At 60.6% G+C, this 22,022-nt stretch carries 17 protein-coding genes; 13 read left to right on the forward strand and 4 right to left on the reverse strand.

Annotated elements, in window-relative coordinates; genetic code table 11:
• The first annotated feature begins 138 nt into the window (after positions 1-138).
• From ABWV79_RS19790 to ABWV79_RS19815, 6 genes are all read left to right on the forward strand, one after another.
• On the forward strand, positions 139-1,506 hold the full coding sequence (locus ABWV79_RS19790) for a CmpA/NrtA family ABC transporter substrate-binding protein (protein WP_170754702.1): 1,368 nt from the start codon (positions 139-141) through the stop codon (positions 1,504-1,506).
• A 99-nt stretch (positions 1,507-1,605) separates the two neighbouring features.
• Positions 1,606-2,691 (forward strand): ABC transporter permease, encoded by a 1,086-nt coding sequence (locus ABWV79_RS19795; protein ID WP_353394190.1) that lies wholly within the window; start codon positions 1,606-1,608, stop codon positions 2,689-2,691.
• Positions 2,692-2,696: 5 nt separating this feature from the next.
• Entirely contained in the window at positions 2,697-4,382 is a 1,686-nt protein-coding gene (locus ABWV79_RS19800) for an ABC transporter ATP-binding protein (protein WP_353394193.1), read from the forward strand.
• 5 nt (positions 4,383-4,387) lie between these two features.
• Complete coding sequence (nirB, locus tag ABWV79_RS19805; protein WP_353394195.1) at positions 4,388-6,820, forward strand: nitrite reductase large subunit NirB; 2,433 nt, start codon at positions 4,388-4,390, stop codon at positions 6,818-6,820.
• Entirely contained in the window at positions 6,817-7,149 is a 333-nt protein-coding gene (nirD, locus tag ABWV79_RS19810) for a nitrite reductase small subunit NirD (RefSeq protein ID WP_170754709.1), read from the forward strand. The genes nirB and nirD overlap by 4 nt, the downstream gene beginning before the upstream one ends.
• Positions 7,146-9,770: a molybdopterin-dependent oxidoreductase gene (locus ABWV79_RS19815; protein ID WP_353394197.1), complete on the forward strand. Its 2,625-nt coding sequence runs from the start codon at positions 7,146-7,148 to the stop codon at positions 9,768-9,770. The genes nirD and ABWV79_RS19815 overlap by 4 nt, the downstream gene beginning before the upstream one ends.
• A 2-nt stretch (positions 9,771-9,772) precedes the next feature.
• On the opposite strand, the gene ABWV79_RS19820 is transcribed toward ABWV79_RS19815, so the two are convergent.
• Entirely contained in the window at positions 9,773-10,864 is a 1,092-nt protein-coding gene (locus tag ABWV79_RS19820; protein ID WP_170355474.1) for a Gfo/Idh/MocA family protein, read from the reverse strand.
• Between the two features lie 12 nt (positions 10,865-10,876).
• Positions 10,877-11,587 (reverse strand): GntR family transcriptional regulator, encoded by a 711-nt coding sequence (locus tag ABWV79_RS19825; RefSeq protein WP_353394199.1) that lies wholly within the window; start codon positions 11,585-11,587, stop codon positions 10,877-10,879.
• Between the two features lie 108 nt (positions 11,588-11,695).
• On the opposite strand from ABWV79_RS19825, the gene ABWV79_RS19830 reads away from it, so the two are divergent.
• The 6 genes from ABWV79_RS19830 to ABWV79_RS19855 are packed head-to-tail and all read left to right on the forward strand — an operon-like array spanning position 11,696 to position 17,273.
• Positions 11,696-12,850: an LLM class flavin-dependent oxidoreductase gene (locus tag ABWV79_RS19830; protein WP_353394201.1), complete on the forward strand. Its 1,155-nt coding sequence runs from the start codon at positions 11,696-11,698 to the stop codon at positions 12,848-12,850.
• The gene (locus ABWV79_RS19835; RefSeq protein ID WP_353394203.1) at positions 12,850-13,740 is read left to right on the forward strand and encodes an aldo/keto reductase; all 891 of its coding nucleotides are present in this window, start codon (positions 12,850-12,852) and stop codon (positions 13,738-13,740) included. Before ABWV79_RS19830 ends, ABWV79_RS19835 begins: the two co-directional genes overlap by 1 nt.
• Positions 13,740-14,255 (forward strand): flavin reductase family protein, encoded by a 516-nt coding sequence (locus tag ABWV79_RS19840; RefSeq protein ID WP_353394266.1) that lies wholly within the window; start codon positions 13,740-13,742, stop codon positions 14,253-14,255. Before ABWV79_RS19835 ends, ABWV79_RS19840 begins: the two co-directional genes overlap by 1 nt.
• A 53-nt stretch (positions 14,256-14,308) precedes the next feature.
• Entirely contained in the window at positions 14,309-14,896 is a 588-nt protein-coding gene (locus ABWV79_RS19845) for a TRAP transporter small permease (protein WP_353394205.1), read from the forward strand.
• Positions 14,897-16,186: a TRAP transporter large permease gene (locus ABWV79_RS19850; protein WP_353394207.1), complete on the forward strand. Its 1,290-nt coding sequence runs from the start codon at positions 14,897-14,899 to the stop codon at positions 16,184-16,186.
• A gap of 25 nt (positions 16,187-16,211) precedes the next feature.
• Positions 16,212-17,273: a TRAP transporter substrate-binding protein gene (locus tag ABWV79_RS19855; RefSeq protein ID WP_353394210.1), complete on the forward strand. Its 1,062-nt coding sequence runs from the start codon at positions 16,212-16,214 to the stop codon at positions 17,271-17,273.
• A gap of 30 nt (positions 17,274-17,303) precedes the next feature.
• On the opposite strand, the gene ABWV79_RS19860 is transcribed toward ABWV79_RS19855, so the two are convergent.
• Positions 17,304-17,774, reverse strand: coding sequence for a tetratricopeptide repeat protein (locus tag ABWV79_RS19860; RefSeq protein WP_353394213.1), 471 nt, complete (start codon positions 17,772-17,774; stop codon positions 17,304-17,306).
• A gap of 42 nt (positions 17,775-17,816) precedes the next feature.
• On the opposite strand from ABWV79_RS19860, the gene ABWV79_RS19865 reads away from it, so the two are divergent.
• Entirely contained in the window at positions 17,817-19,058 is a 1,242-nt protein-coding gene (locus ABWV79_RS19865) for a cytochrome-c peroxidase (RefSeq protein WP_353394215.1), read from the forward strand.
• Between the two features lie 32 nt (positions 19,059-19,090).
• Here the strand turns inward: ABWV79_RS19865 and gcvP are convergent, their stop codons facing one another.
• Positions 19,091-21,946, reverse strand: coding sequence for an aminomethyl-transferring glycine dehydrogenase (gene gcvP / locus ABWV79_RS19870; RefSeq protein ID WP_353394217.1), 2,856 nt, complete (start codon positions 21,944-21,946; stop codon positions 19,091-19,093).
• Positions 21,947-22,022: the final 76 nt, after the last annotated feature.

Below are 22,022 nucleotides of genomic sequence, written 5' to 3' on the forward strand. Positions count from 1 at the left end.
CAAGAATTCCTCCCAAAGTTTGGGAACGACTGAGCAAAGCCGCTCACTCTCTGGTCACCTCCTCCCGGCCAGAGCGTGCAGCGGCTTTTTGTTTTTCACCCGCCCGGTTGACCGGGACCAAGAAAGGGACAGACCCACATGAAGAAATTGCTTGCAGGCCTTGTCGCCACCAGCGCCCTGATCAGCCCCGCGTTGGCAGAAACGCTGGAGCTGGAGAAGGACGAGCTGACCTTTGGCTTTATCAAACTGACCGACATGGCCCCGCTGGCCGTGGCTTATGAGAATGGGTACTTCCTGGATGAGGGCCTGTTCGTAACGCTCGAAGCGCAGGCCAATTGGAAAGTGCTGCTGGACGGCGTGATCGACGGACAGCTGGACGGTGCGCACATGCTGGCCGGTCAGCCGCTGGCCGCAACTATCGGATACGGCACCGAGGCGCATATCATCACCCCCTTCTCGATGGACCTGAACGGCAACGGCATCACCGTGTCGAACGAGGTCTGGGAAGAGATGAAGCCGAACATTCCGAAAATGGATGACGGTCGCCCGCAGCACCCGATTTCGGCCGAGGCGCTGGCGCCGGTGGTCGAGAAATACAACTCCGAAGGCAAGCCCTTTAACATGGGCATGGTCTTCCCGGTTTCGACCCACAACTACGAACTGCGCTACTGGTTGGCGGCGGGTGGTCTGCATCCCGGTTACTACAGCCCCGAGAACGTGACCGGTCAGATTGGCGCGGATGTGTTCCTGTCGGTGACGCCTCCGCCGCAGATGCCGGCCACTTTGGAAGCGGGCACAATTTATGGCTATTGCGTAGGTGAGCCGTGGAACCAGCAAGCCGTATTCAAAGGCATCGGTGTGCCGGTCATCACCGATTACGAGCTGTGGAAGAACAACCCCGAAAAGGTCTTTGGCATCAACGCCGAGTTCGCCGAGCAATACCCGAACACCACCCGCGCCGTCACCAAAGCCCTGATCCGTGCAGCCATGTGGCTGGATGAAAACGACAACGCCAACCGCCCCGCTGCGGTCGAGATGCTGAGCCAGCCGGAATATGTGGGTGCCGATTACGACGTGATCGCGAACTCGATGACGGGTACGTTCGAATATGAAAAGGGCGACAAGCGTGAAGTGCCCGATTTCAACGTCTTCTTCCGCTATAACGCGACCTACCCGTTCTATTCGGACGCCATCTGGTACCTGACCCAGATGCGCCGCTGGGGCCAGATCGCCGAACCGCAGACCGATGCCTGGTATGACGAGGTCGCCAAGTCCGTCTACCGCCCGGACATCTATCTGGACGCCGCCAAAATGCTGGTCGACGAAGGCCTGGCGAATGAGGCCGACTTCCCCTGGGACAGCGACGGCTACAAGGCCCCCACACCCGCCGAGGATATCATCGACGGCATTCCCTATGACGCCCGTCAGCCCAACGCCTATCTGCAAAGCCTGCCGATCGGCCTGAAAGGCGAACAGGTCGTCGTCGGCACCGAAGTTCAGGGTTAACTCCCCTGCCTCCCGGCCCTTGGTGGCTGGGGGGCTTCCCCATTCATACAGAATTCCACCCCCGCCCGGCGCTGAACGACCGGGCCAGGAGACCGCAAGATGACAGCCATCGACCACGATACGCTATCCGCTGATGCTGAACGCGAGGCCCGACGCGCCCGCCTGTTCACCCGGATCAACGCCGCCGATAAATGGTTTCAGGTTCTGGGCCTGGCCTGGATCACCCCCATCCTGAAGGCCGGTGCAGGCGACAACCCGCGCGCCCGGATGGGCGAGATTTGGCGCCTGCTGGTCGTGCCGCTGCTGGCCATTTTCGCCTTCCTTCTGATGTGGGGCACGCTGGCACCCAAGGTGCAAACCTCGCTGGGCGCGGTGCCCGGACCGGCGCAGGTCTGGTCCGAGGCTGTCAGCCTGCACCAGGACGCGCAGGCCAAGGCCGCCAAAAAGGCCAAGTTCGAGGCGATGGTTGAAAAGCGCAATCAAAAGTTCATCGACGCGGGCCAGCCCGAAAAAGTCAAAGAGGTCGCCTATACTGGCGCGCCGAGCTACTACAACCAGATCTGGACCTCGATAAAAACCGTGTTCTTCGGGTTCCTGATCGCCACTATTGTCGCTGTGCCGCTGGGTATCGCTGCGGGCCTATCGCCCACCGCAAATGCGGCGCTGAATCCGCTGATCCAGATTTTCAAACCGGTCTCGCCGCTGGCATGGCTGCCGATTGTGACCATGATCGTGTCGGCCGTTTACGTCACCAATGACGGCTGGTTCGCGAAATCCTTCCTGATCTCGGCCATCACCGTGACGCTGTGTTCGCTGTGGCCGACGCTGATCAACACCTCGCTGGGTGTGGCGTCGATCGACAAGGATCTGGTGAACGTCTCCAAAGTTCTGAAAATGAACACCTATACCAAGATCACCAAGCTGGTGCTGCCCTCGGCCCTACCGCTGATCTTCACCGGCCTGCGTCTGTCGCTTGGCGTTGGCTGGATGGTTCTGATCGCGGCTGAAATGCTGGCGCAGAACCCCGGTCTGGGCAAGTTTGTTTGGGATGAGTTCCAGAACGGCTCCTCCAGCTCGCTCGCCAAGATCATGGTGGCTGTGTTCACCATCGGCATCATCGGCTTCCTGCTGGATCGCGTGATGTATGCGCTGCAGTCGCTGTTTACCTTCTCGAACAACCGGTGACCCAAATGGCTGTGATCGACTTCAAGAACGTCAGCAAATCTTTTGGCACCGGCACCGCTGCGACGGATGTGCTGAAAGACATCAACCTCTCGGTTCAGGAAGGTGAGTTCGTGGTACTGCTGGGTTTTTCCGGCACCGGCAAGACCACGCTGATCAACCTGATGGCGGGGATCGAATTCCCCTCCAAGGGCAGCGTAACCTTTCGCGACAAAGCCATCACCGGCCCCGCGCCGGAACGGGGGGTGATCTTTCAGAACTACTCGCTGATGCCGTGGCTGACGGTGACGGGCAATGTGCGGCTGGCCGTGGATGCGGTCTTTCCCAAGATGCCCAAGGCTGAAAAAGAAGAAAAGGTTGCCCATTTCATTAAGATGGTTGGCCTCAGCCACGCTGCCACCCGCCGCCCTGCCGAACTGTCTGGCGGCATGCGTCAACGGGTGAACGTGGCCCGCGCACTGGCGATGGACCCCGAGGTTCTGCTGCTGGACGAGCCCCTGTCGGCGCTGGATGCGTTGACCCGTGGCAATCTGGCGGAAGAGATCGAAAAGATCTGGGAGGCCGACCGCAAGACCTGTGTCCTGATCACCAATGACGTGGACGAAGCGATCCTGCTGGCCGACCGCATCATCCCGCTGAACCCCGATGGCACGTTGGGGACCGAGTTCAAGGTCTCGATCCCCCGCCCCCGCGACCGGTCCGCCATGAACCATGATGAGACGGTCAAGGCGCTGCGTGGCGAGGTCACGAAATACCTGATGGATGTGGGCATCGAGGCCAAGGTTGAAGGCACCAAGACCCTGCCCGACGTCACCCCGATCCACGGTGTCCCGGCAGCGGTGAAAGAGGCGCAATCGGGTCTGATCGAAGATCGCTATCTGGATTTCAGCCAGTTGCACAAGGTCTACCCCACACCCAAAGGCCCGCTGACCGTGGTCGAGGATTTCAACCTGAAACTCAACCGTGGCGAATTCATCTCGCTGATCGGCCACTCGGGCTGCGGCAAGTCCACGGTGTTGACCATGGCCGCTGGTCTGAACGAAATCTCCAAGGGTGCGATCAAGCTGGATGGCCGCCACGTCGAAGGCGCAGATCCGGAACGCGCCGTTGTGTTTCAGTCGCCCTCGCTGTTCCCATGGCTGACCGCCAAGGAAAACGTCTCGGTCGGCGTGGACCGCGTCTATCCACGCGCCAGCCAGGCCGAGCGGCAGGATGTTGTGGAATATTACCTCGAACGGGTCGGTCTGGCCGACGCAATGGACAAATCCGCCGCCGACATGTCGAACGGGATGCGCCAGCGTGTTGGCATCGCCCGCGCCTTTGCCCTGTCGCCGAAACTGCTGCTGCTGGATGAACCCTTCGGGATGCTCGACAGCCTGACCCGATGGGAGCTGCAGGAGGTTCTAATGGAGGTCTGGTCGCGGACCAAAGTCACCACGATCTGCGTCACCCATGATGTGGACGAGGCGATCCTGCTGGCTGACCGCGTGGTGATGATGACCAACGGCCCGCAGGCCACCATCGGCAAGATCACCAATGTCGACCTGCCGCGCCCGCGCACCCGCAAGGCGCTGCTGGCCCATCCTGATTACTACGAATACCGGCAAGAGGTGTTGGATTTCCTCGAGGAATACGAGCACGGCGCAAAGCCCAAGCCCAAATCCCCTGCCCCCAAAGCCATCGCTGCGGAGTGAATGACATGAAACAGAAACTGGTTGTCATCGGAGCCGGCATGGCCTCGGGTCGGGTGCTGGAGCACCTGACCGACGCTGCCCCCGATGCGTTCGACATCACCCTGTTCAACGCCGAACCGCGCGGGAATTACAACCGCATCATGCTCAGCCCGGTTCTGGCAGGTGATCAGACTTACGAAGAGATCGTGACCCATGACGACGCCTGGTATTCCGGACGTGGGATCACATGTCGGTTTGGCGAGAAAGTGGTCAAAATCGACCGCGAGTTGAAAGTGGTCGAAGGCGAGAACGGTTATGTTCCCTATGACAAGCTGATCTTCGGCACCGGTTCGAACCCCTTCATGATCCCGATGCCGGGACATGATCTGGACGGTGTGATCGCCTATCGCGATCTGGAAGACACCGAACAGATGATGGGCATGGGCACGGGCAGCAAGGTCGTCGTGATCGGTGGCGGCTTGCTGGGGCTTGAGGCCGCCGCAGGCATGGCCGCGCGCGGGGCTGATGTGACCGTCGTGCATATCATGGGCCACTTGATGGAACGTCAGTTGGACCCTGCCGCAGGGTACCTGCTGAAGAAATCTCTGGAAGAAAAAGGCATCACCGTTCTGCTGAATGCCAAATCGACCGAAATCGCGGGCAAGGATGGCAAGGCCCGGGCGCTGCTGTTGGAGGACGGCACGGAATTGCCCTGCGACCTGTTGGTGATGGCTGTGGGCATCCGCCCCAACACCGGGCTGGCGCAGGAAACGGGCCTTGCCGTGGGTCGGGGTATTCATGTCGATGACCAAATGATCACCTCGGACGCCGATATCTATGCGGTCGGTGAATGCGTCGAGCATCAGGGCGAGGTCTTTGGCCTTGTCGCGCCGCTTTACGATCAGGCCAAAGTGCTGGCCCAGACTCTGCTGGGCGAGGACGCGGCGTTCAAACAACGCTCGCTTTCCACCAAACTGAAAGTCACCGGCTGCGACCTGTTCAGTGCCGGCGACTTTGCCGAGGGCGAGACCCGCGAAGACATCGTCTTCCGCGACCCCGCGCGCGGCGTCTATAAACGACTAGTTCTGGAAGGCGACAAGCTGGTCGGCGCGGTCATGTATGGCGACACAGGCGACAGCAACTGGTTCTTCGGCCTGATCCGCGATGGCGAAGACGTGTCCGAGATGCGCGAGACTCTGATCTTCGGCCCGGCCTATCAGGGGGGCGGCTCTGCGGACCCTCTCTCAGCCGTTGCAGCATTGCCGCCTGAGGCGGAAATCTGTGGCTGCAACGGCGTTTGCAAATCCGATATCACCGCTGCCATTGCAGATGGCGCAACCGATCTGGGCGCAATCCGAGCGACCACCAAGGCCAGTGCCTCTTGCGGGACGTGCACCGGACTGGTCGAACAACTGCTGCAGGTCACGCTAGGCGATGACTTCCAGATGCCCACCGCGCAGCCGATCTGCGGCTGCTGTGACCTGACCCACGAAGACGTTCGCCGCCTGATCAAATCGCAGGAGCTGAAAAGCCAGGAAGCCGTCTGGCAGGAGCTGGGTTGGAAGACGCTCAACGGCTGTCATGTCTGCCGCCCGGCGGTGAATTACTACCTGCTGGCCGACTGGCCGGTGGAATATCAGGACGACCCGCAAAGCCGCTTCGTCAACGAACGCAAACACGCCAACATCCAGAAAGACGGCACTTTCAGCGTTGTGCCCCGAATGTGGGGCGGCATCACCAACCCGGCGGAACTGCGCGCCATCGCCGATGCGGCCGAGAAATACGATGTGCCCACTGTCAAAGTCACCGGTGGTCAGCGTATCGACCTGCTGGGCGTGAAAGGCGCGGACCTGCCCTATATCTGGTCCGATCTGAACAAGGCCGGGCTGGTCTCGGGCCACGCGTACTCCAAGGGTCTGCGCACGGTGAAAACCTGTGTTGGTACCGATCACTGCCGGTTCGGCACGCAGGACAGCACGGGCCTCGGCGTGAAGCTTGAAAAAATCCTGTGGGGTTCTTGGACGCCACACAAGCTGAAGCTGGCGGTCTCGGGCTGCCCGCGCAACTGCGCCGAGGCAACTTGCAAGGATATCGGTGTGGTCTGTGTGGACTCGGGCTTCCAGATCAGCATCGGCGGCGCGGCTGGCATGGATGTCAAGGAAACCGAACTGCTGGTGCAGGTTCCGACCGAGGATGAGGCGATTGAGGTCGTGATGGCCGTCACCCAAGCCTATCGCGAGGGCGGCAAGTATCTGGACCGGCTGTATAAATGGATGGCGAAGGTCGGCCTCGACTGGATCAGGGAGACCGTGGTGGACGACCTCGACAACCGCCGCTCGCTGGTTGAACGGTTCGAACTCAGCCAGTCCATCTATCGCAAAGACCCATGGGCCGAGCAGGCCAAAGAGGCCCCGCGCTTTGCGCCCATGGCCGATCTGACACTGGAGGCCGCAGAATGAGCTGGATCGACATCGGACATATCGACGACATCCCCCTGCGAGGCGCGCGCGTGGTGAAAACGCCCGTGGGCTGCATCGCCCTGTTTCGTACTGCCAAAGATGAGGTCTTTGCGGCCTCGGACACCTGCCCCCACAAGGGCGGGCCGCTATCTGAGGGCATCGTGCATGGCCAGTCTGTCACCTGCCCGCTGCACAACTGGGTTTTCGACCTGAACTCGGGTCAGGCACAAGGCGCGGATGAAGGCCAGATCGCCACCTATCCGGTGCAGCTGGACGGAGAGCGCATCCTGCTCGACAGCACCTCATTGGGGCAAAGGAGCGCCGCGTGAAAGACCTGAGTGCCTGCGTCACACGCTCAACCTGCCCTTATTGTGGGGTGGGCTGCGGGGTTCTGCTGCAACCGGATGGCGCGGGTGGCCTGACCGTCACCGGCGACCCGGATCACCCGGCCAATCAAGGGCGGCTGTGTTCCAAAGGCTCGGCTTTGGCCGAAACGGTGTGCCTGTCGCAGCGACTGCTAGCACCCGTGGTAGCGGGCAAAGAGGCTGGCTGGGACGACGCGCTGCAAATGGTCGCGGACCGGTTCCGCGAGACCATCGCCGAACACGGGCCGGATTCAGTGGCCTTTTATGTCTCGGGTCAGTTGCTGACCGAGGACTACTATGTCGCCAACAAGCTGATGAAAGGCTTCATCGGCTCGGCCAATATCGACACGAATTCGCGGCTGTGCATGGCCTCGACCGTTGCGGGCCACAAACGCGCTTTTGGCACTGACACCGTGCCCGGCACCTATGAGGATCTGGACGAGGCCGATCTGGTCGTGCTGGTCGGGTCCAACCTGGCGTGGTGCCACCCGGTTCTGTATCAACGCCTGATGGCGGCGAAGCAGGCGCGCGGGACCAAGATCATCGTGATCGACCCGCGCCGGACGGCATCGTGTGACAGTGCCGATCTGCACCTGCCGCTGGCAGCGGGCAGCGATGTGGCGCTGTTCAACCATCTGCTGACGCAGATCGACGCAACCGGGCTAGTGGATACGGATTTCCTGCCCCACACCACCGGCATTCAAGCGGCGCTGGACAGTGCGCTGGCCGATGATGTCTCGGTCACCGGTCTCGACACCGACGACATCGCGCAGTTCTGTCAGATGTGGTTGAGCACTAAAAAGGTTGTGACGATCTTCAGTCAGGGCGTGAACCAATCCAGCGCGGGCAGTGACAAGGTCAACGCGATCCTGAACTGCCATCTGGCCACGGGGCGGATCGGCAAGCCCGGCTGCGGGCCTCTGTCGGTCACCGGTCAGCCCAACGCGATGGGTGGGCGCGAGGTCGGCGGTCTGGCCAATATGCTCGCCTGTCATCTGGATATCGAAAACGCCGATCACCGCGCCGCCGTGCGCGATTTCTGGTCGGCCCCGACCATGCCCGAGGCCCCGGGCCTCAAGGCCGTGGACCTGTTCCGCGCCGTGGGCGACGGGCGCGTCAAGGCGCTGTGGGTGATCCACACGAACCCCGTGGTTTCAATGCCCGAGGCCGACGCGGTGCGCGATGCCATCGCGGCCTGCCCGTTCACCGTGGTCTCGGATATCACCGCCCGCACCGATACGGCGCGGCTGGCCGACGTGCTGCTGCCTGCGGCCGCGTGGGCCGAAAAAGACGGCACAGTCACCAATTCCGACCGCACGATCAGCCGACAACGTTCGGTCCTGCCCGCACCGGGACAAGCGCGCGCGGATTGGGACATTCTGGCCGAGGTCGGACGACGGATGGGATGGGCCTCAGCCTTCGATTATCAAACGCCCGGAGAGATTTTTCGTGAGTATGCAACCCTGTCCGGCATTGCCGCCAAGTTCGGGCGCGATTTCGATATCTCGGGCCTCAGCGACTTGGATGCTGTGGGTTATGACGCTCTGCAACCGACGCGCTGGCCTGTCACCGCCACACGGCAGGGCGGGCGGTTCTTTGCGGATGGGCAATTCTATCACCCCGACGGCAAGGCGCGGCTTTTACCAGTTACATGGCGCGCGCCTGCAGCCAAAACAGAACCGCGCTATCCGTTCTGGCTGAACACCGGTCGGCTGCGCGACCAATGGCACACGATGACCCGCACCGGTCTGTCGGCGCGGCTGTCGGCCCACCTGCCCGAGCCGTTTCTGGACATTCACCCCGGTGATGCGCGCGCCACGGGGATAAACTCCGCCGATCTGGTGCGGGTCGCAAGCCCGCATGGAACATCCGTCCTGCGGGCCCGGATTACCAGCGATGTCACACAAGGACAGGTCTTTGCGCCTATACACTGGACCGGAGAAACCGCCCCTTCAGCCCGGATCGACGCCGTGGTCGCGGCGGCGACCGACCCTGTATCCGGGCAGCCTGAAAGCAAAGCCTCCGTGGTGAACGTCACCCGCTTTGACGCCAAATGGTACGGGTTTGCGGTGTCACATCGCGAAATGAAACCGGTTTGCGAGTATTGGGCGCAGACCCCCACAAAACTCGGCTATCGCGCTGAACTGGCCGGGATGGGCACAATAAATGACTGGCAAACCACCGCGCGTGATCTTTTCGGATTGCCCGAGGCGCAGACAACCATAGTTGAGGACCCGGCGCGCGGCATGGCGCGGCTGGCGTTTCACGAACACGGACAACTGGTCGCCGCACTGTTCATTTCGCCCGAGCCCGTGGCGGTGATGCGCGACTATCTTGCGACTCTGCCACAGGTGCCCGACCTGCTGTCAGGCCGCGCGCCGGCCGACCGGCCCGATCCCGGTCCGGTCCTGTGTTCCTGTTTCGACGTAGGCGTGAACACCATCCTGACCGCTATTGAGACCAAAGGGCTGATGACCGTCGAAGCCATTGGCGAGGCGTTGCAGGCCGGAACGAATTGCGGCTCATGCCGCCCGGAACTGGCGACACTGTTGGCGTCAGCACATCAGAAAGAGGCCGCTCAGTAGTTCTAGAACCAAACCGCCTCTCCGGTCTCCAGCGCCTGTTGCGCGGCCAGACCCATGCGCACAGCCCACATCCCGTCCTGCAGGGTCACCTCGGGAGCGGGTTTGTCGCCCCGCAGGACGGCTAGGAATCCTTGATGCTGATAGAAAGTAGACCCGTTATGGTCACCCGCGGCCAATAGCGTTGGATCAACGGGGATGTCCTTGGCGACCGGTCCCTTGGGCGCACGTGGGCTAACGATCAGTTGCGGCACCGGCGCATCACCAAGATGCTCGGGCCAGAAACGGCCGGGTCCGGGCACCTGCGCTTCAATCTTGGCGTCTGGTCCGACGGCCGAGATCTCCTCCTGATACCGCGCGCCTTCGGCGAACATACACAGCTCCAGCATTGCTCGCGCGCCCGAGGCGAAATCGACCATGACATAGCCATGGTCCAGAATGTCGGGTGTTTCTCCGTCATACGCCTCGTCCAAATGATTGACAGCCTGCCCTCCGCTGGCCGTCACGCGCACCGGGTCCGATTGCAGGATCAGGCGCATGAGGTCGAAGAAATGGCAGCATTTTTCGACAAAGGTTCCGCCTGTATTGCGGTTGAAGCGATTCCAGTTGCCGACCTTTTCCAGAAAGGGAAAGCGGTGCTCCTTGATGGTCAGCATTTTAACGCCGCCGGTCACCTGCGCCCCCTCAATCAAGGCTGCGATGGGCGGCATATAGCGATACTCCATCGCCACCCAGATCGGATGAGGGTAGTCGCGCTGGATGGAGTCAAGCCGCGCCGCATCTGCAGGGTCGGTGAACAGAGGTTTCTCGACCAGCAAAGGCAAAGGTCGCACCCGCGCGATCTGCTCGATCTGATCCACGTGCAGATGGTTGGGGCTGGCAATCACGATGCAGTCCAGATCATCCACGGCCAGCAGATCTTCGACCGAACCCACCATCTGCGCATCCGGTACAATCGTCTGCGCTGCCTTGGCCATCGCGGCGTCAGGTTCGAAAATCGCCGAGACGCGCGTACCTTCTAGCAACGCGATGTTATGCAGGTGTTCCTGCCCCATCATGCCGCAACCGATCAGCCCGTAATGGATGGTCCGGGTCATGCGTTTTTCCTTTTATTTCAGACGTTGGACATAGGTGGCCCGATCCGGGTCGAACCACGTTTTTGAAAACTCGACTGGTTCTGGCCCCTCGGACCAGCTGAACCGCTCAATATAACCGGCCGTTTCGCCAGCGGGTTTGGTGAAGGTCGCAGGCGTCCACGCAGGCAGCGCACGGACCGAAACCCGATCCTCAGCCCGCGTGATCCAGAATCCAAGCTGCTGCTGGTAATAGCGATAAAGCGAATCCGACAGCAGCGCCTGATCGACCTTTCCGGCGGAATCATCCAGCCAGATTTCCTCGACCGCGATGATTGTGTCATTCAAATAGCGCATCCGGCGCACTCGCGACCCCTTGGGCGATGTACCGAATTCCGGCAGATCTGAGGGCTTTTCCAGATGATCCACCGACAGGATATCTGCGCGCGGCAGGCCCCCGCCTTCGGGTAGTTCCAGCCGGAACATCGCATAAACGCTGTTCTGCGTCCCGGTCTCGCGGATGTAATTGCCCGAGCCTTGGATACGCTCCAACATCCCTTTTTTCTCAAGCTCCGCCAGCGATTTTCGCAGCGTCCCGACCGAGACATTGAGGTTCGCAGCCATGTCTCGTTCGGGTGGCAAACGTTCACCGTCGATCAGCCGACCCGCGGCAATGTCGCGGATCAGAAGCTCGGCGATCTGCACATAGATCGGCAGCGCGTTGGGGTTGCGGCTGTTGGCAGTCATTTTCGAGGTGCTTCACCGAGTCGCGGAAAAAATTGATACACTATTGATCTACATCAAAGTGATTGCTACGCAAGAGGAAAGTCAAAAGATGCACGGAGAACGAATCAAATGACCATCGTCCCCATCACATCCCCCGATCTGGATGCGGCCGAGGTTTCGTGGTTCGCCGCGCTGTGCTCAGACGATTATCAGTTTCTGGGTGTTCCAGATGGTGACTTGCGGTCGAGTTGGGAGCATTGTTCCGGCATCGTACGAGAAGCCGAGGCGCAAGGGTTCCGCAACATCCTGTGCCCGTCTTCCTATCAGGTCGGTCAGGACACGCTGAGTTTCGTGGCTGGCTGCGCACCGATCACCGACAAGATCAATTTGCTGGCCGCCGTTCGTTGCGGTGAGATGCAGCCGATCATGCTGGCGCGTACAATTGCAACGCTGGATCACATGCTGCAAGGGCGGCTGACGGTGAACATCATCTCGTCTGATTTCCCCGGCGAGAAAGACGATAGCGCGTTCCGCTATCAGCGGTCCCGCGAGGTGGTCGAGATCCTCAAGCAAGCTTGGACTCAGGATGAGATCAACCATGCGGGTGAGGTCTATAACTTCTCTGGCCTGACCACTGACCCGGCCAAGCCCTATCAGACTGGGGGTCCGCTACTGTATTTCGGAGGCTACTCCCCTTCTGCGCTCGATCTTTGCGGCGAGCATTGCGATGTCTACCTGATGTGGCCGGAAACCAAGGATCAACTGGCCGAGCGGATGAAGGGCGTTCACGCGGTGGCTGAAAACTACAACCGCACGCTGGATTACGGTCTGCGCGTTCACATGATCGTCCGCGATACCGAGGCCGAAGCGCAGGAATATGCGGACTACATCGTTTCGAAGCTGGATGACGAATATGGCCGTGCGATCCGGGAGCGGGCGCTGGATTCGACCTCTCTGGGCGTGGCGCATCAGGCCAAAAACCGTGATCTGGCGGATGAGTATGGCTATGTCGAGCCGGGCCTTTGGACAGGTGTGGGCCGCGCGCGTTCGGGCTGCGGCGCGGCTTTGGTCGGATCGACCGATCAGGTGATGTCCAAAATCGAGGAATATCAGAAGATGGGTATCCGCGCTTTCATCTTCTCGGGCTATCCGCACATGGATGAGGCCAAGCATTTCGGGGCCCGCGTTCTGCCCAATCTGAAAACCTGCTCGCTGCCCGAAGAATACGGGCGCGTGCCTGCAAAGACCCCGGCCACCCCGCTGGGCAATGGAGTTCGTCGCTGATGCAACGTGTGAAACTATCCGACACGCTGGAACTGAGCCGCATTGTATATGGTATGTGGCGCATCGGGGATGACGATGACACCTCGGCCGCGCATGTCGAGGCCAAGATACAAGCCTGTCTGGATCAGGGGATCACTAGTTTCGATCAGGCGGATATCTACGGCGACTACACGGCCGAAGGCATTCTGGGTGCCGCCCTGCGCGCCAATCCGACCCTGCGGTCAAAGATGGAGATCGTCACCAAATGCGATATCGTCGCGCCCTGCGGACGGTATTCGGCCGCGAAGGTCAAGTACTACGACACCTCGCGCACGCATATCCAGAAATCGGTCGAAACCTCTTTGGCCGAGATGGCCATCGACCATATCGACCTGCTGCTGATCCACCGTCCTGATCCGTTCATGGACCACCATGAAACCGGCGCCGCACTGGATGAGGTGGTCGCCAGCGGCAAGGTACGCGCTGTCGGCGTGTCGAACTTTCGTCCCTGGGACTGGAGCCTGCTGCAATCGGCGATGAAGACGCCGCTGGTCACCAATCAGATCGAGCTGTCTCTGGGTCAGATAAGCCCTTTCACCAATGGTGATCTTGCCTTTCATCAGCAGCACGGCCAGCACGTTATGGCGTGGTCTCCTCTGGGGGGAGGGTTGCTGATGGCCGGAAACCCTCCGGTCGGCATAGTTGCAGATGAGATAGCTGCCGAATTCGGCGTGGATCGCGCGGCTGTCGCCATCGCTTTCCTATTGGCGCACCCAGCAGGAATACTTCCGGTTATGGGCACGAACAATCTGGACCGGATCAAAAGCATCTCGGACGCATTGAAAGTAAATCTGGATCGCGAAAGCTGGTTCCGCCTGTACGAGGCGGCACTGGGGCATGAGGTACCATGATGAACGCAATCTCAAAGGACATCACTCACACATTCGTCCCGCACAAAGACGACACCCGTACCTTGCGGGACGCTTTCGGCAAGTTTGCGACCGGCGTGACCATCGTCACCTGTGACAGCGACGATGGCCCGGTCTGCATCACCGCCAACAGCTTTTCATCGCTGTCGCTGGACCCCCCGTTGGTGATGTGGGCAGGCGACCGCAATTCGCGCCGGTTCCCCTATTTCCAAAAAGCGCGCCATTTCAGCGTGCACGTGCTATCGTCGGAACAGGCCGATCTGTGTTTTGGCTGCTCGAAAGACGCATTCGCCCTGCGGGATATCGACCACGACCGCTGCGGGAACGGAACACCTCTGCTGCCGGATTGCCTGGCGCGGTTTGAGTGCGAACAGCACGCCTATCACGATGCAGGCGATCACGTGATCGTGGTGGGCAAAGTCCTGAAAGTCAGCATGGCGGACGGAGACGCGCTGACCTTTTACGCCGGGAAACTCGGCCAATTCGCGCAGCACTAGGCGTGATTTGACGACCGCGGGACAAACCTGCGGCTGAACAAGGGAGGATCCGCATGGGCGGACTGGCAACGGCGCTTGCGCCGATTGCATTCGTGAACGAAACCGTGCTGCGTTTGGGCCGCGCGGTCGGTGTCGTTGCGATTGCATTGATGGTGATCGCAATCCTGATTCAGGTGTTCTTCCGATACGTTTTAGGCAACGCCCTACCCTGGCCAGATGAGGCCGCGCGCTTCTGCATGTTGTGGATGACCGGGCTGATGGCCCCCACCGCATTCCGGCGCGGCGGGTTTGTGGCGATTGATATGCTGCCCATGATGCTGCCGCGCGTGCTGGGGCAGGTGTTGATGGTGTTTCTGCTTTTCGTCTCGCTGGCAGTGTTGGCCGTCGCCGTGAATATCGGCTGGTCCGAGGTCACGGGTTTTGGCGGCCGCTTCGCCACGGCGGCGCTCTATATTCCGACCTCGCTGGGGTTTGACGAGTGGTACCGCGTCCCGCGCAGCTGGATGATGGCATCGTTGCTGGTGGGGGTCATCCTTCTGCTGGTCGTCAATATCGAGCTTATCCTGCGGTCGATCGTCAAGATGATGGGCGGCGGGGACTTGCTGCCCGAAATCGCAGATGCACCAGTGGGGGCTGAATAGATGCTGATCTGGTTCCTGCCCACCTTCCTGATTTTCCTGATGATCGGCCTGCCGGTCTTTTTCGCGCTTTTGGCCGCGCCCGGCATTCTGCTGTGGCTGAACGGTCAGACCGCCGACATCACGCTGCTGTACCGAAACGTCTACAACGGTATGGACAGCTTCCCGTTGATGGCCATTCCATTCTTCATGCTGGCCGGAGAGTTGATGAACCGTGGCGGCATCACCATCCGTCTGGTCGAGTTCTCGCAGGCCCTGATGGGGCACCTGCGCGGCGGTCTGGCCCACGTGAATGTCCTGAGTTCTATCCTGTTTGCCGGGCTATCGGGCTCGGCGGTGGCAGATACCTCGGCACTGGGGTCTATGCTGATCCCGGCGATGGAGAAACAGGGCTATACCCGCCGCTTTGCCGCTGCGATCACAGCGGCCAGTTCGGTGATCGGGCCAATCATTCCGCCCTCGGGCATCATGATCATCTATGCCTATGTGATGGGTGAAAGCGTGGCCGCCCTGTTTTTGGCAGGCATCGTCCCAGGCGTGATGGTCGGGGTTGGCCTGATGCTGATGATCAAAGTGATGGCCGACAAATACGACTTCCCCGTCGCCAGCCGCAAATACACATGGGGCGAGCGTCGTCAGGCCAGCCTCAAAGCGTTCTTCCCGCTGCTGACCCCTGTCATCATTCTGGGCGGGATCCTCGGCGGCATCTTTACTCCGACCGAGGCTGCTGCGGTCGCTGTGGGGTACGCCTTCATCATCGGCTTCTTCGTCCTGCGCTCACTGACCCTGAAAGAAGTGCCCGAGATCCTCAGCAACGCGGGTCTGACCTCGGCCGTGGTTTTGCTGCTGGTGGGCGCGGCGATGGCATTCAAGACCGTGGTCAGCCTTAGCCATGCGCCTGAACAATTGGCGGCACTGATCCTTGGCCTGTCAGAAAACCCGTTGATCCTGCTGTTCCTGATCAACCTGTTGCTGTTTGTCGTGGGCATGTTTCTGGATGCAGGCCCGGCAATCATCATTCTTGGTCCCATCCTTGGCCCGATCTTTACCAGCCTCGGCGTGGACCCGATCCATTTTGCTATTATCATGAGCGTTAACCTGACCGTCGGTCTGGCCACTCCGCCTATGGGGTTGGTGCTGTTCGTGGCCGCCGCCGTATCGCGCGAAAAGGTCGAAACCATTGCCAAGGCGATCCTGCCGTTTCTGGCTGTCGAAATCATAGTGATCTTCCTGATCACCTATGTCCCCGCACTATCCATGACTATCCCGAGGATAACGGGATTTGCAAACTGAACTGAGTATCACAGGGAGGAAACGAATGCTCAGAGACTTCATCAAAACCGCTGCGGTGGCCACCTCGCTGGTGGCCGCATCCGCACTTGCCGCCACCGCCGCAGATTATACCCTGCGCGCGACAGCCAACTCGAACGAAAACGACGAAGACTATGATGGTCTGATCGTCTTCAAGAACTACGTCGAGGCTGCCTCGAACGGCGCCATCGAGGTGGAATTGTTCATCGGCACGCAGCTGTGCTCGAACGGGGCCGAGTGCCTGCAAGGCGTGGCTGACGGTACGATCGACATCTATATTTCGACCTCGGGCGGCGCGTCGGGCATCTTCCCCTACGTGCAGGTTCTGGACCTGCCCTATCTGATGGCCGATGACCGCGTGGCCGAGCATGTCTTGTCCGGCGATTTCACCCGCAAGGTCCGCGACATGGCGCTTGAGGATTCTGGCGGCGCGATCCGTCTGATGACCATTGGCAACACCGGCGGCTGGCGCAACTTTGCCAACACCCAGCGTCGCATCGCCGAACCTGCGGATATGGAAGGTCTGAAAATCCGCACCGTGGTCGCTGACCTGCCGCAAGAGCTGGTCAAGGCACTGGGTGCATCGCCCACCCCGATCCCGTGGCCTGAACTGTTCACCAGCTTCCAGACCGGTGTGGTTGAAGGGTCCAAGAACGGGATCACCGACATCATGGGGATGAAATTCCCCGATGCCGGTCTGCAATACGTCACGCTGGACGGCCACGCCTACATGGGTGCGTTGTGGTGGATGAATAACGCCAAGTTCCAGGAGATGCCCGAGGACATGCGCCGCGTGGTTGTCGACGGGTTCTATGCGCTGCAGCAGGCCACCTTTGCCTCGCCCAAGCGCAAGTCGATCCAGGCCTATGAAGATTTCGTCGCCGGTGGCGGGGATCTCTATGTGCCGACACCCGAACAGAAAGCTGCGTTCAAAGAAGCCGCAACGCCGGTTTATGACTGGTTCCAGTCCAACGTGGCCCGCGGGGACGAGGTGTTCAACGCCCTGACCGAAGCGGTTGCTGAAGCCGAGGCTGATATCAACGCCTCTCGCGATGCGGATCTGAACTAAGCGAAAGGGGCCGGGCGCTGCGTCCGGCCCTTACCGAAACGGGTACATCCACCCTTTGTAATCATTCACCAGCACATGCGCCCTTTCAATTTGCTCCGGCGACATTTTCTTGACCACTTCCTCAAGGCTGATCGCCGCATCGGGATCACCGCCAATGGCACTGAGCGTGTACCACATATACGCCCGCACCAGATCGGGCGCGGGCATGCCCAGACCCAGCTCGTAATACCAGCCGACACCCGACTGCGCCCCCGGATGCCCCTTCATCGAAGCACGCAGATACCAGTCAAACGCCCGCTCGTAGTCCTGCTCGACCCCCAGCCCAAGGCCGTACATGACGCCGATCAGTTCTTCGGCCTCGGCATTGCCAGAGCGCGCCGCTGGCAGCAGTTCCTCACGCGCGGCCTCAAATTCGCCCGCTTCCATCATGTCGCGCGCTTGTTCCAACTCGGCCAGCCCCGGGGTCGCAAAAAGGCAAAGTGCAATTACAAGCTGGCGCATGGGGGTTTTTTCCTTTTCGTCGGAGCGGCTGCGGCTCAGGATTTGCCGCGCCCGCTGACCGATGATGACTTTATCCTCTTTGATATGGAACAGGCTGCCATCGGTCATCAACTGTTTTACGACCCCATTCTGTCGGGCAACCAGAACATTTCCTGTGCCCACTGCCATCATCCTGATTTCGGCACCTCGGACGGGTTATCGCTGGGTATTGGTGAAGGCGGGCAAGGCTTGGGGCCAGATCGGACACCGGGCGTAGGAGCCGATAAGATTCGCAAACGCATCCCTCGTAATTCACCGGGGCTGTGGAATCTTGGCGCGAAAGAGATTCACACCGTTTTCCACGATGGCCGCCTGAGTATCTCGGATGTCTACGGCAACGGGTTTAACTCTCCGGCACAGGAATGGTTGCCTGAGGGGCTGAACTCGCTGCTCGCCGCACAGGCGCTGTTCCCGCTGACCTCACAATTCGAAATGGCCGGCAATGTCGGCGAAAATCAGGTGACCGGAGCGGTTGCCGACCGAATTGATCTGGGCTGGCCTATCCTTGCCAAGCGCGTGCGCACCGATCCGCGCTATGGCCCGGCCATGGTCGCTGCTTTTGATGAGGTCAACACGACCGAGGATATCACAATCACCCAGATCGCCAACGCCTTAGCCGCTTTCATGGCGGTTGAATGGCGCAGCACCGACAGCGCGTTCGATCAATACCTCGCGGGTGACTCCTCGGCGCTGACGGCGGAACAGAAGGGCGGGATGGATCTTTTCTATGGCAAAGCGCAGTGTTCCATCTGCCATTCCGGGCCGCTGATGTCAGATCAGGAATTTCACGCCTTGGCCTTGCCCCCTTTTGGGCCGGGCCGCACGCGGCAATGGGACCCCTATGTGCGCGACGTTGGCCGCATGGGGGAAAGCGACCGGCTGGAGGACGCCTATCGCTTTCGCACGCCGATGTTGCGCAACGTGGCCTTGACTGCGCCCTATGGTCATAACGGAGCTTTCCCCGACCTCGAGGGTATGATCCTCCATCACCTGAACCCCGAAAACAGCCTGTCGAAATGGAATCGTGATATGGCTGACCTGCCGAACGTTCCTTGGTTGCACAAAGCCGATTTCGTCGTCTGGGACGACCGGTTGGAAATGGCGCGTGTGCGCGGCAAGGTAGACATCACGCCATTGGAATTGTCCGAAGCTGACATCGCAAGTCTCGCGGCATTCCTCAACGCACTGACGGGATCCAGCGTGGACTCCCCGCCATTCGGGGTGCCTAAAGGCTTCGTTCCCTAAGAAAAACCCCCGCCAAGGCGGGGGTTTTCTGTTTATTCCGCCGCTTCCGCGTATGCGTCCATTGGCGGACATGTGCAAACGAGGTTTCGGTCTCCGTATGCGTTGTCGACGCGGTTGACGGGGGACCAGTATTTGTCGACACCCATCGAACCAGGAGGGAAACAGGCCTGTTCGCGGCTGTAAGGCCGGTCCCAGTCACCAACCAGATCGCGCACCGTGTGGGGGGCGTTCTTCAACGGGTTGTTCTCCGCGTCGATCTTGCCGTCGATGATATCCTGCGCCTCGGATCGGATCGAGAGCATGGCGTCGCAGAAGCGGTCCAACTCATCCTTGGGCTCAGATTCGGTGGGCTCGACCATCAGGGTGCCTGCCACCGGCCAGCTCATCGTCGGGGCGTGGAAACCTGAATCGACCAGACGTTTGGCAACGTCATCGACGGTCACATGCGCCTCGGCGTCCAGCGGACGGGTGTCGAGGATGCATTCATGCGCGACCCGACCGGTCTCGGAGGTGTAGAGGATCGGATAGGCTTCCTGCAGACGCGCTGCGATATAGTTGGCGTTCAGGATCGCCACTTTGGTCGCCTGCGTCAAACCCGCACCACCCATCAGCAGCACATAGGTCCATGAGACCGGCAGGATCGAGGGCGAGCCAAAGGGCGCCGCCGATACCGGCCCCACGGCGGTGCCGTATTCTGGGTGACCGGGCAAGTGCTCTTCAAGGTGTGCCTTGACGCCGATCGGGCCCATGCCGGGGCCACCACCGCCATGCGGGATGCAGAAGGTCTTGTGCAGGTTCAGGTGGCTGACGTCACCGCCAATATCACCGGGGCGCGACAGGCCGACCATGGCGTTCATGTTGGCGCCGTCGATATAGACCTGACCGCCGTGGTCATGGGTGATCTGGCAGACCTCCTGCACGGTGGTCTCGAACACACCATGGGTCGATGGGTAGGTGATCATGCAGCCGGCCAGATGATCGGAATGCTTCTCGGCCTTGGCGCGGAAGTCATTCAGGTCGATATTGCCGTTCTCATCCGATTGCACCGGCACCACCTGCCAGCCCACCATCTGCGCCGAGGCCGGGTTGGTCCCGTGTGCCGAGGTCGGGATCAGGCAGACATTGCGGTGCCCTTCACCGCGGGCGAAGTGATAGTTGCGGATGGTCAGTAGACCTGCGTACTCGCCCTGCGCGCCCGAGTTGGGCTGCTGGCTGATCGCGTCATAGCCGGTGATCTGGCACAGCTTGTCGTTCAGATCGGCAATCATCTCGTGATAGCCCTGCGCCTGATCTTCGGGGCAGAAAGGGTGCAGATTGCCGAACTCGGGCCATGTGACCGGGATCATCTCGATCGTGGCGTTCAGCTTCATGGTGCACGAGCCCAGCGGGATCATCGCCCGGTCCAGCGCCAGGTCGCGGTCGGCGAGACGGCGCATATAGCGGGTCATCTCGGCCTCGGCCCGGTTCTTGTGAAAGATCTCGTGGGTCAGATAGGGCGTCTCGCGCAAGGCATAATCCGGCAGGCGGTACGCCACGTTGGAACTGTCATCCTGACGGTCGATGCCGAAGGCCCCCCAGACGGCCTCAATCGTTTCGGCGCGGGTCTGTTCGTCCAGGCTGATGCCGACTTTCGTCTCGCCGACCTTGCGCAGGTTAATGCCACGGGCAACGGCGGCCTCCATGACGGTGGTCTGCAAGTGGCCGACCTCGACTGTGATGGTGTCAAAGAACACCTCGGGTTCGACGGCAAAACCCGCCTCTTCCAGACCGGCGGCCATACGCGATGTTTTGCGGTGAACCGATTGCGCAATCGCCTTGATCCCGTCAGGGCCGTGATAGACCGCATACATCGAGGCCATCACCGCCAGCAGCGCCTGCGCGGTACAGACGTTCGAGTTGGCTTTTTCGCGGCGGATATGCTGTTCGCGAGTTTGCAGGGCAAGGCGGTAGGCCTTGTTGCCCCGGCTGTCGATGCTGACACCGATGATCCGACCGGGCATCGCGCGCTTCAGCTTATCGGTGGTCGCCATATAGGCGGCGTGCGGGCCACCATAGCCCATCGGCACACCAAAGCGCTGGGTTGAGCCGATGGCGATATCCGCGCCCATCTCACCGGGGGATTTCAGCAACGCCAGCGACAGGATGTCGGCGGCGACAATGGCAATGGCTTTGTGTTCATGCAACGCCGCAATCTCGGCGGTGAAGTCGCGCACATGGCCGTGGGTGCCGGGATACTGGAAGATCGCGCCGAAGACGGCTCCGGCCTCAAGCTGATCGGGATCACCTACCTGCACGTCGATGCCCAGAGGCTCAGCCCGGGTTTTGATCACAGCAATGGTCTGCGGGTGGCAGTTGCGGTCGACAAAGAAGGCCGCGTTATTGGCCTTCGATCGGCCGCCGCGTTTGGCCATCGCCATAGCTTCGGCTGCAGCAGTCGCTTCGTCCAGCAACGAAGCATTCGCCACGTCCAGCCCGGTCAGGTCGCTGACCATGGTCTGGAAGTTCAACAGCGCCTCAAGTCGGCCCTGGCTGATCTCGGGCTGATAGGGCGTATAAGCGGTGTACCAGGCCGGGTTTTCCAGAATGTTGCGCAAGATCGGCGCGGGCGTGGTGGTGCCGTAATATCCCTGCCCGATCAGCGAGGTCAGAACGGTGTTCTTGCTCGCCACCTCTTTCATGTGAAAGAGCGCATCGCGTTCCGTCATCGCCGGTCCCCAATCCAGCGGTTCTTTCTGGCGGATCGCAGGCGGGACAGTGGCGTCGATCAGTTCGTCCAGCGTTTTGAAGCCGATCACCTTGAGCATGTCGCGCATTTCAGTCGGGCTGGGCCCGATATGGCGACGGTTGGCAAAGTCATAGGCTTCGTAGTCGGTCAGTTTGAAAGCCATCGGTAGCGCTCCTTCAGGAATGTCTCACCCAGTCGCTGAGGCAGACGCCTTCGGCGAGAGTATTTGGAAAAAGATG

Source organism: Ruegeria sp. HU-ET01832 (genome assembly GCF_040371315.1).
In the GTDB taxonomy this organism is placed as follows: domain Bacteria; phylum Pseudomonadota; class Alphaproteobacteria; order Rhodobacterales; family Rhodobacteraceae; genus Ruegeria; species Ruegeria lacuscaerulensis_A.

What these genes read in the sequence shown, in the direction of transcription:
- ABWV79_RS19790 (WP_170754702.1), top strand. Translation starts at nt 139, where the DNA reads ATGAAGAAATTGCTTGCAGGCCTTGTCGCCACCAGCGCCCTGATCAGC.
- ABWV79_RS19795 (WP_353394190.1), top strand. Translation starts at nt 1,606, where the DNA reads ATGACAGCCATCGACCACGATACGCTATCCGCTGATGCTGAACGCGAG.
- ABWV79_RS19800 (WP_353394193.1), top strand. Translation starts at nt 2,697, where the DNA reads ATGGCTGTGATCGACTTCAAGAACGTCAGCAAATCTTTTGGCACCGGC.
- nirB (WP_353394195.1), top strand. Translation starts at nt 4,388, where the DNA reads ATGAAACAGAAACTGGTTGTCATCGGAGCCGGCATGGCCTCGGGTCGG.
- nirD (WP_170754709.1), top strand. Translation starts at nt 6,817, where the DNA reads ATGAGCTGGATCGACATCGGACATATCGACGACATCCCCCTGCGAGGC.
- ABWV79_RS19820 (WP_170355474.1), bottom strand. Translation starts at nt 10,864, where the DNA reads ATGACCCGGACCATCCATTACGGGCTGATCGGTTGCGGCATGATGGGG.
- ABWV79_RS19825 (WP_353394199.1), bottom strand. Translation starts at nt 11,587, where the DNA reads ATGACTGCCAACAGCCGCAACCCCAACGCGCTGCCGATCTATGTGCAG.
- ABWV79_RS19830 (WP_353394201.1), top strand. Translation starts at nt 11,696, where the DNA reads ATGACCATCGTCCCCATCACATCCCCCGATCTGGATGCGGCCGAGGTT.
- ABWV79_RS19835 (WP_353394203.1), top strand. Translation starts at nt 12,850, where the DNA reads ATGCAACGTGTGAAACTATCCGACACGCTGGAACTGAGCCGCATTGTA.
- ABWV79_RS19840 (WP_353394266.1), top strand. Translation starts at nt 13,740, where the DNA reads ATGAACGCAATCTCAAAGGACATCACTCACACATTCGTCCCGCACAAA.
- ABWV79_RS19845 (WP_353394205.1), top strand. Translation starts at nt 14,309, where the DNA reads ATGGGCGGACTGGCAACGGCGCTTGCGCCGATTGCATTCGTGAACGAA.
- ABWV79_RS19850 (WP_353394207.1), top strand. Translation starts at nt 14,897, where the DNA reads ATGCTGATCTGGTTCCTGCCCACCTTCCTGATTTTCCTGATGATCGGC.
- ABWV79_RS19855 (WP_353394210.1), top strand. Translation starts at nt 16,212, where the DNA reads ATGCTCAGAGACTTCATCAAAACCGCTGCGGTGGCCACCTCGCTGGTG.
- ABWV79_RS19860 (WP_353394213.1), bottom strand. Translation starts at nt 17,774, where the DNA reads ATGCGCCAGCTTGTAATTGCACTTTGCCTTTTTGCGACCCCGGGGCTG.
- gcvP (WP_353394217.1), bottom strand. Translation starts at nt 21,946, where the DNA reads ATGGCTTTCAAACTGACCGACTACGAAGCCTATGACTTTGCCAACCGT.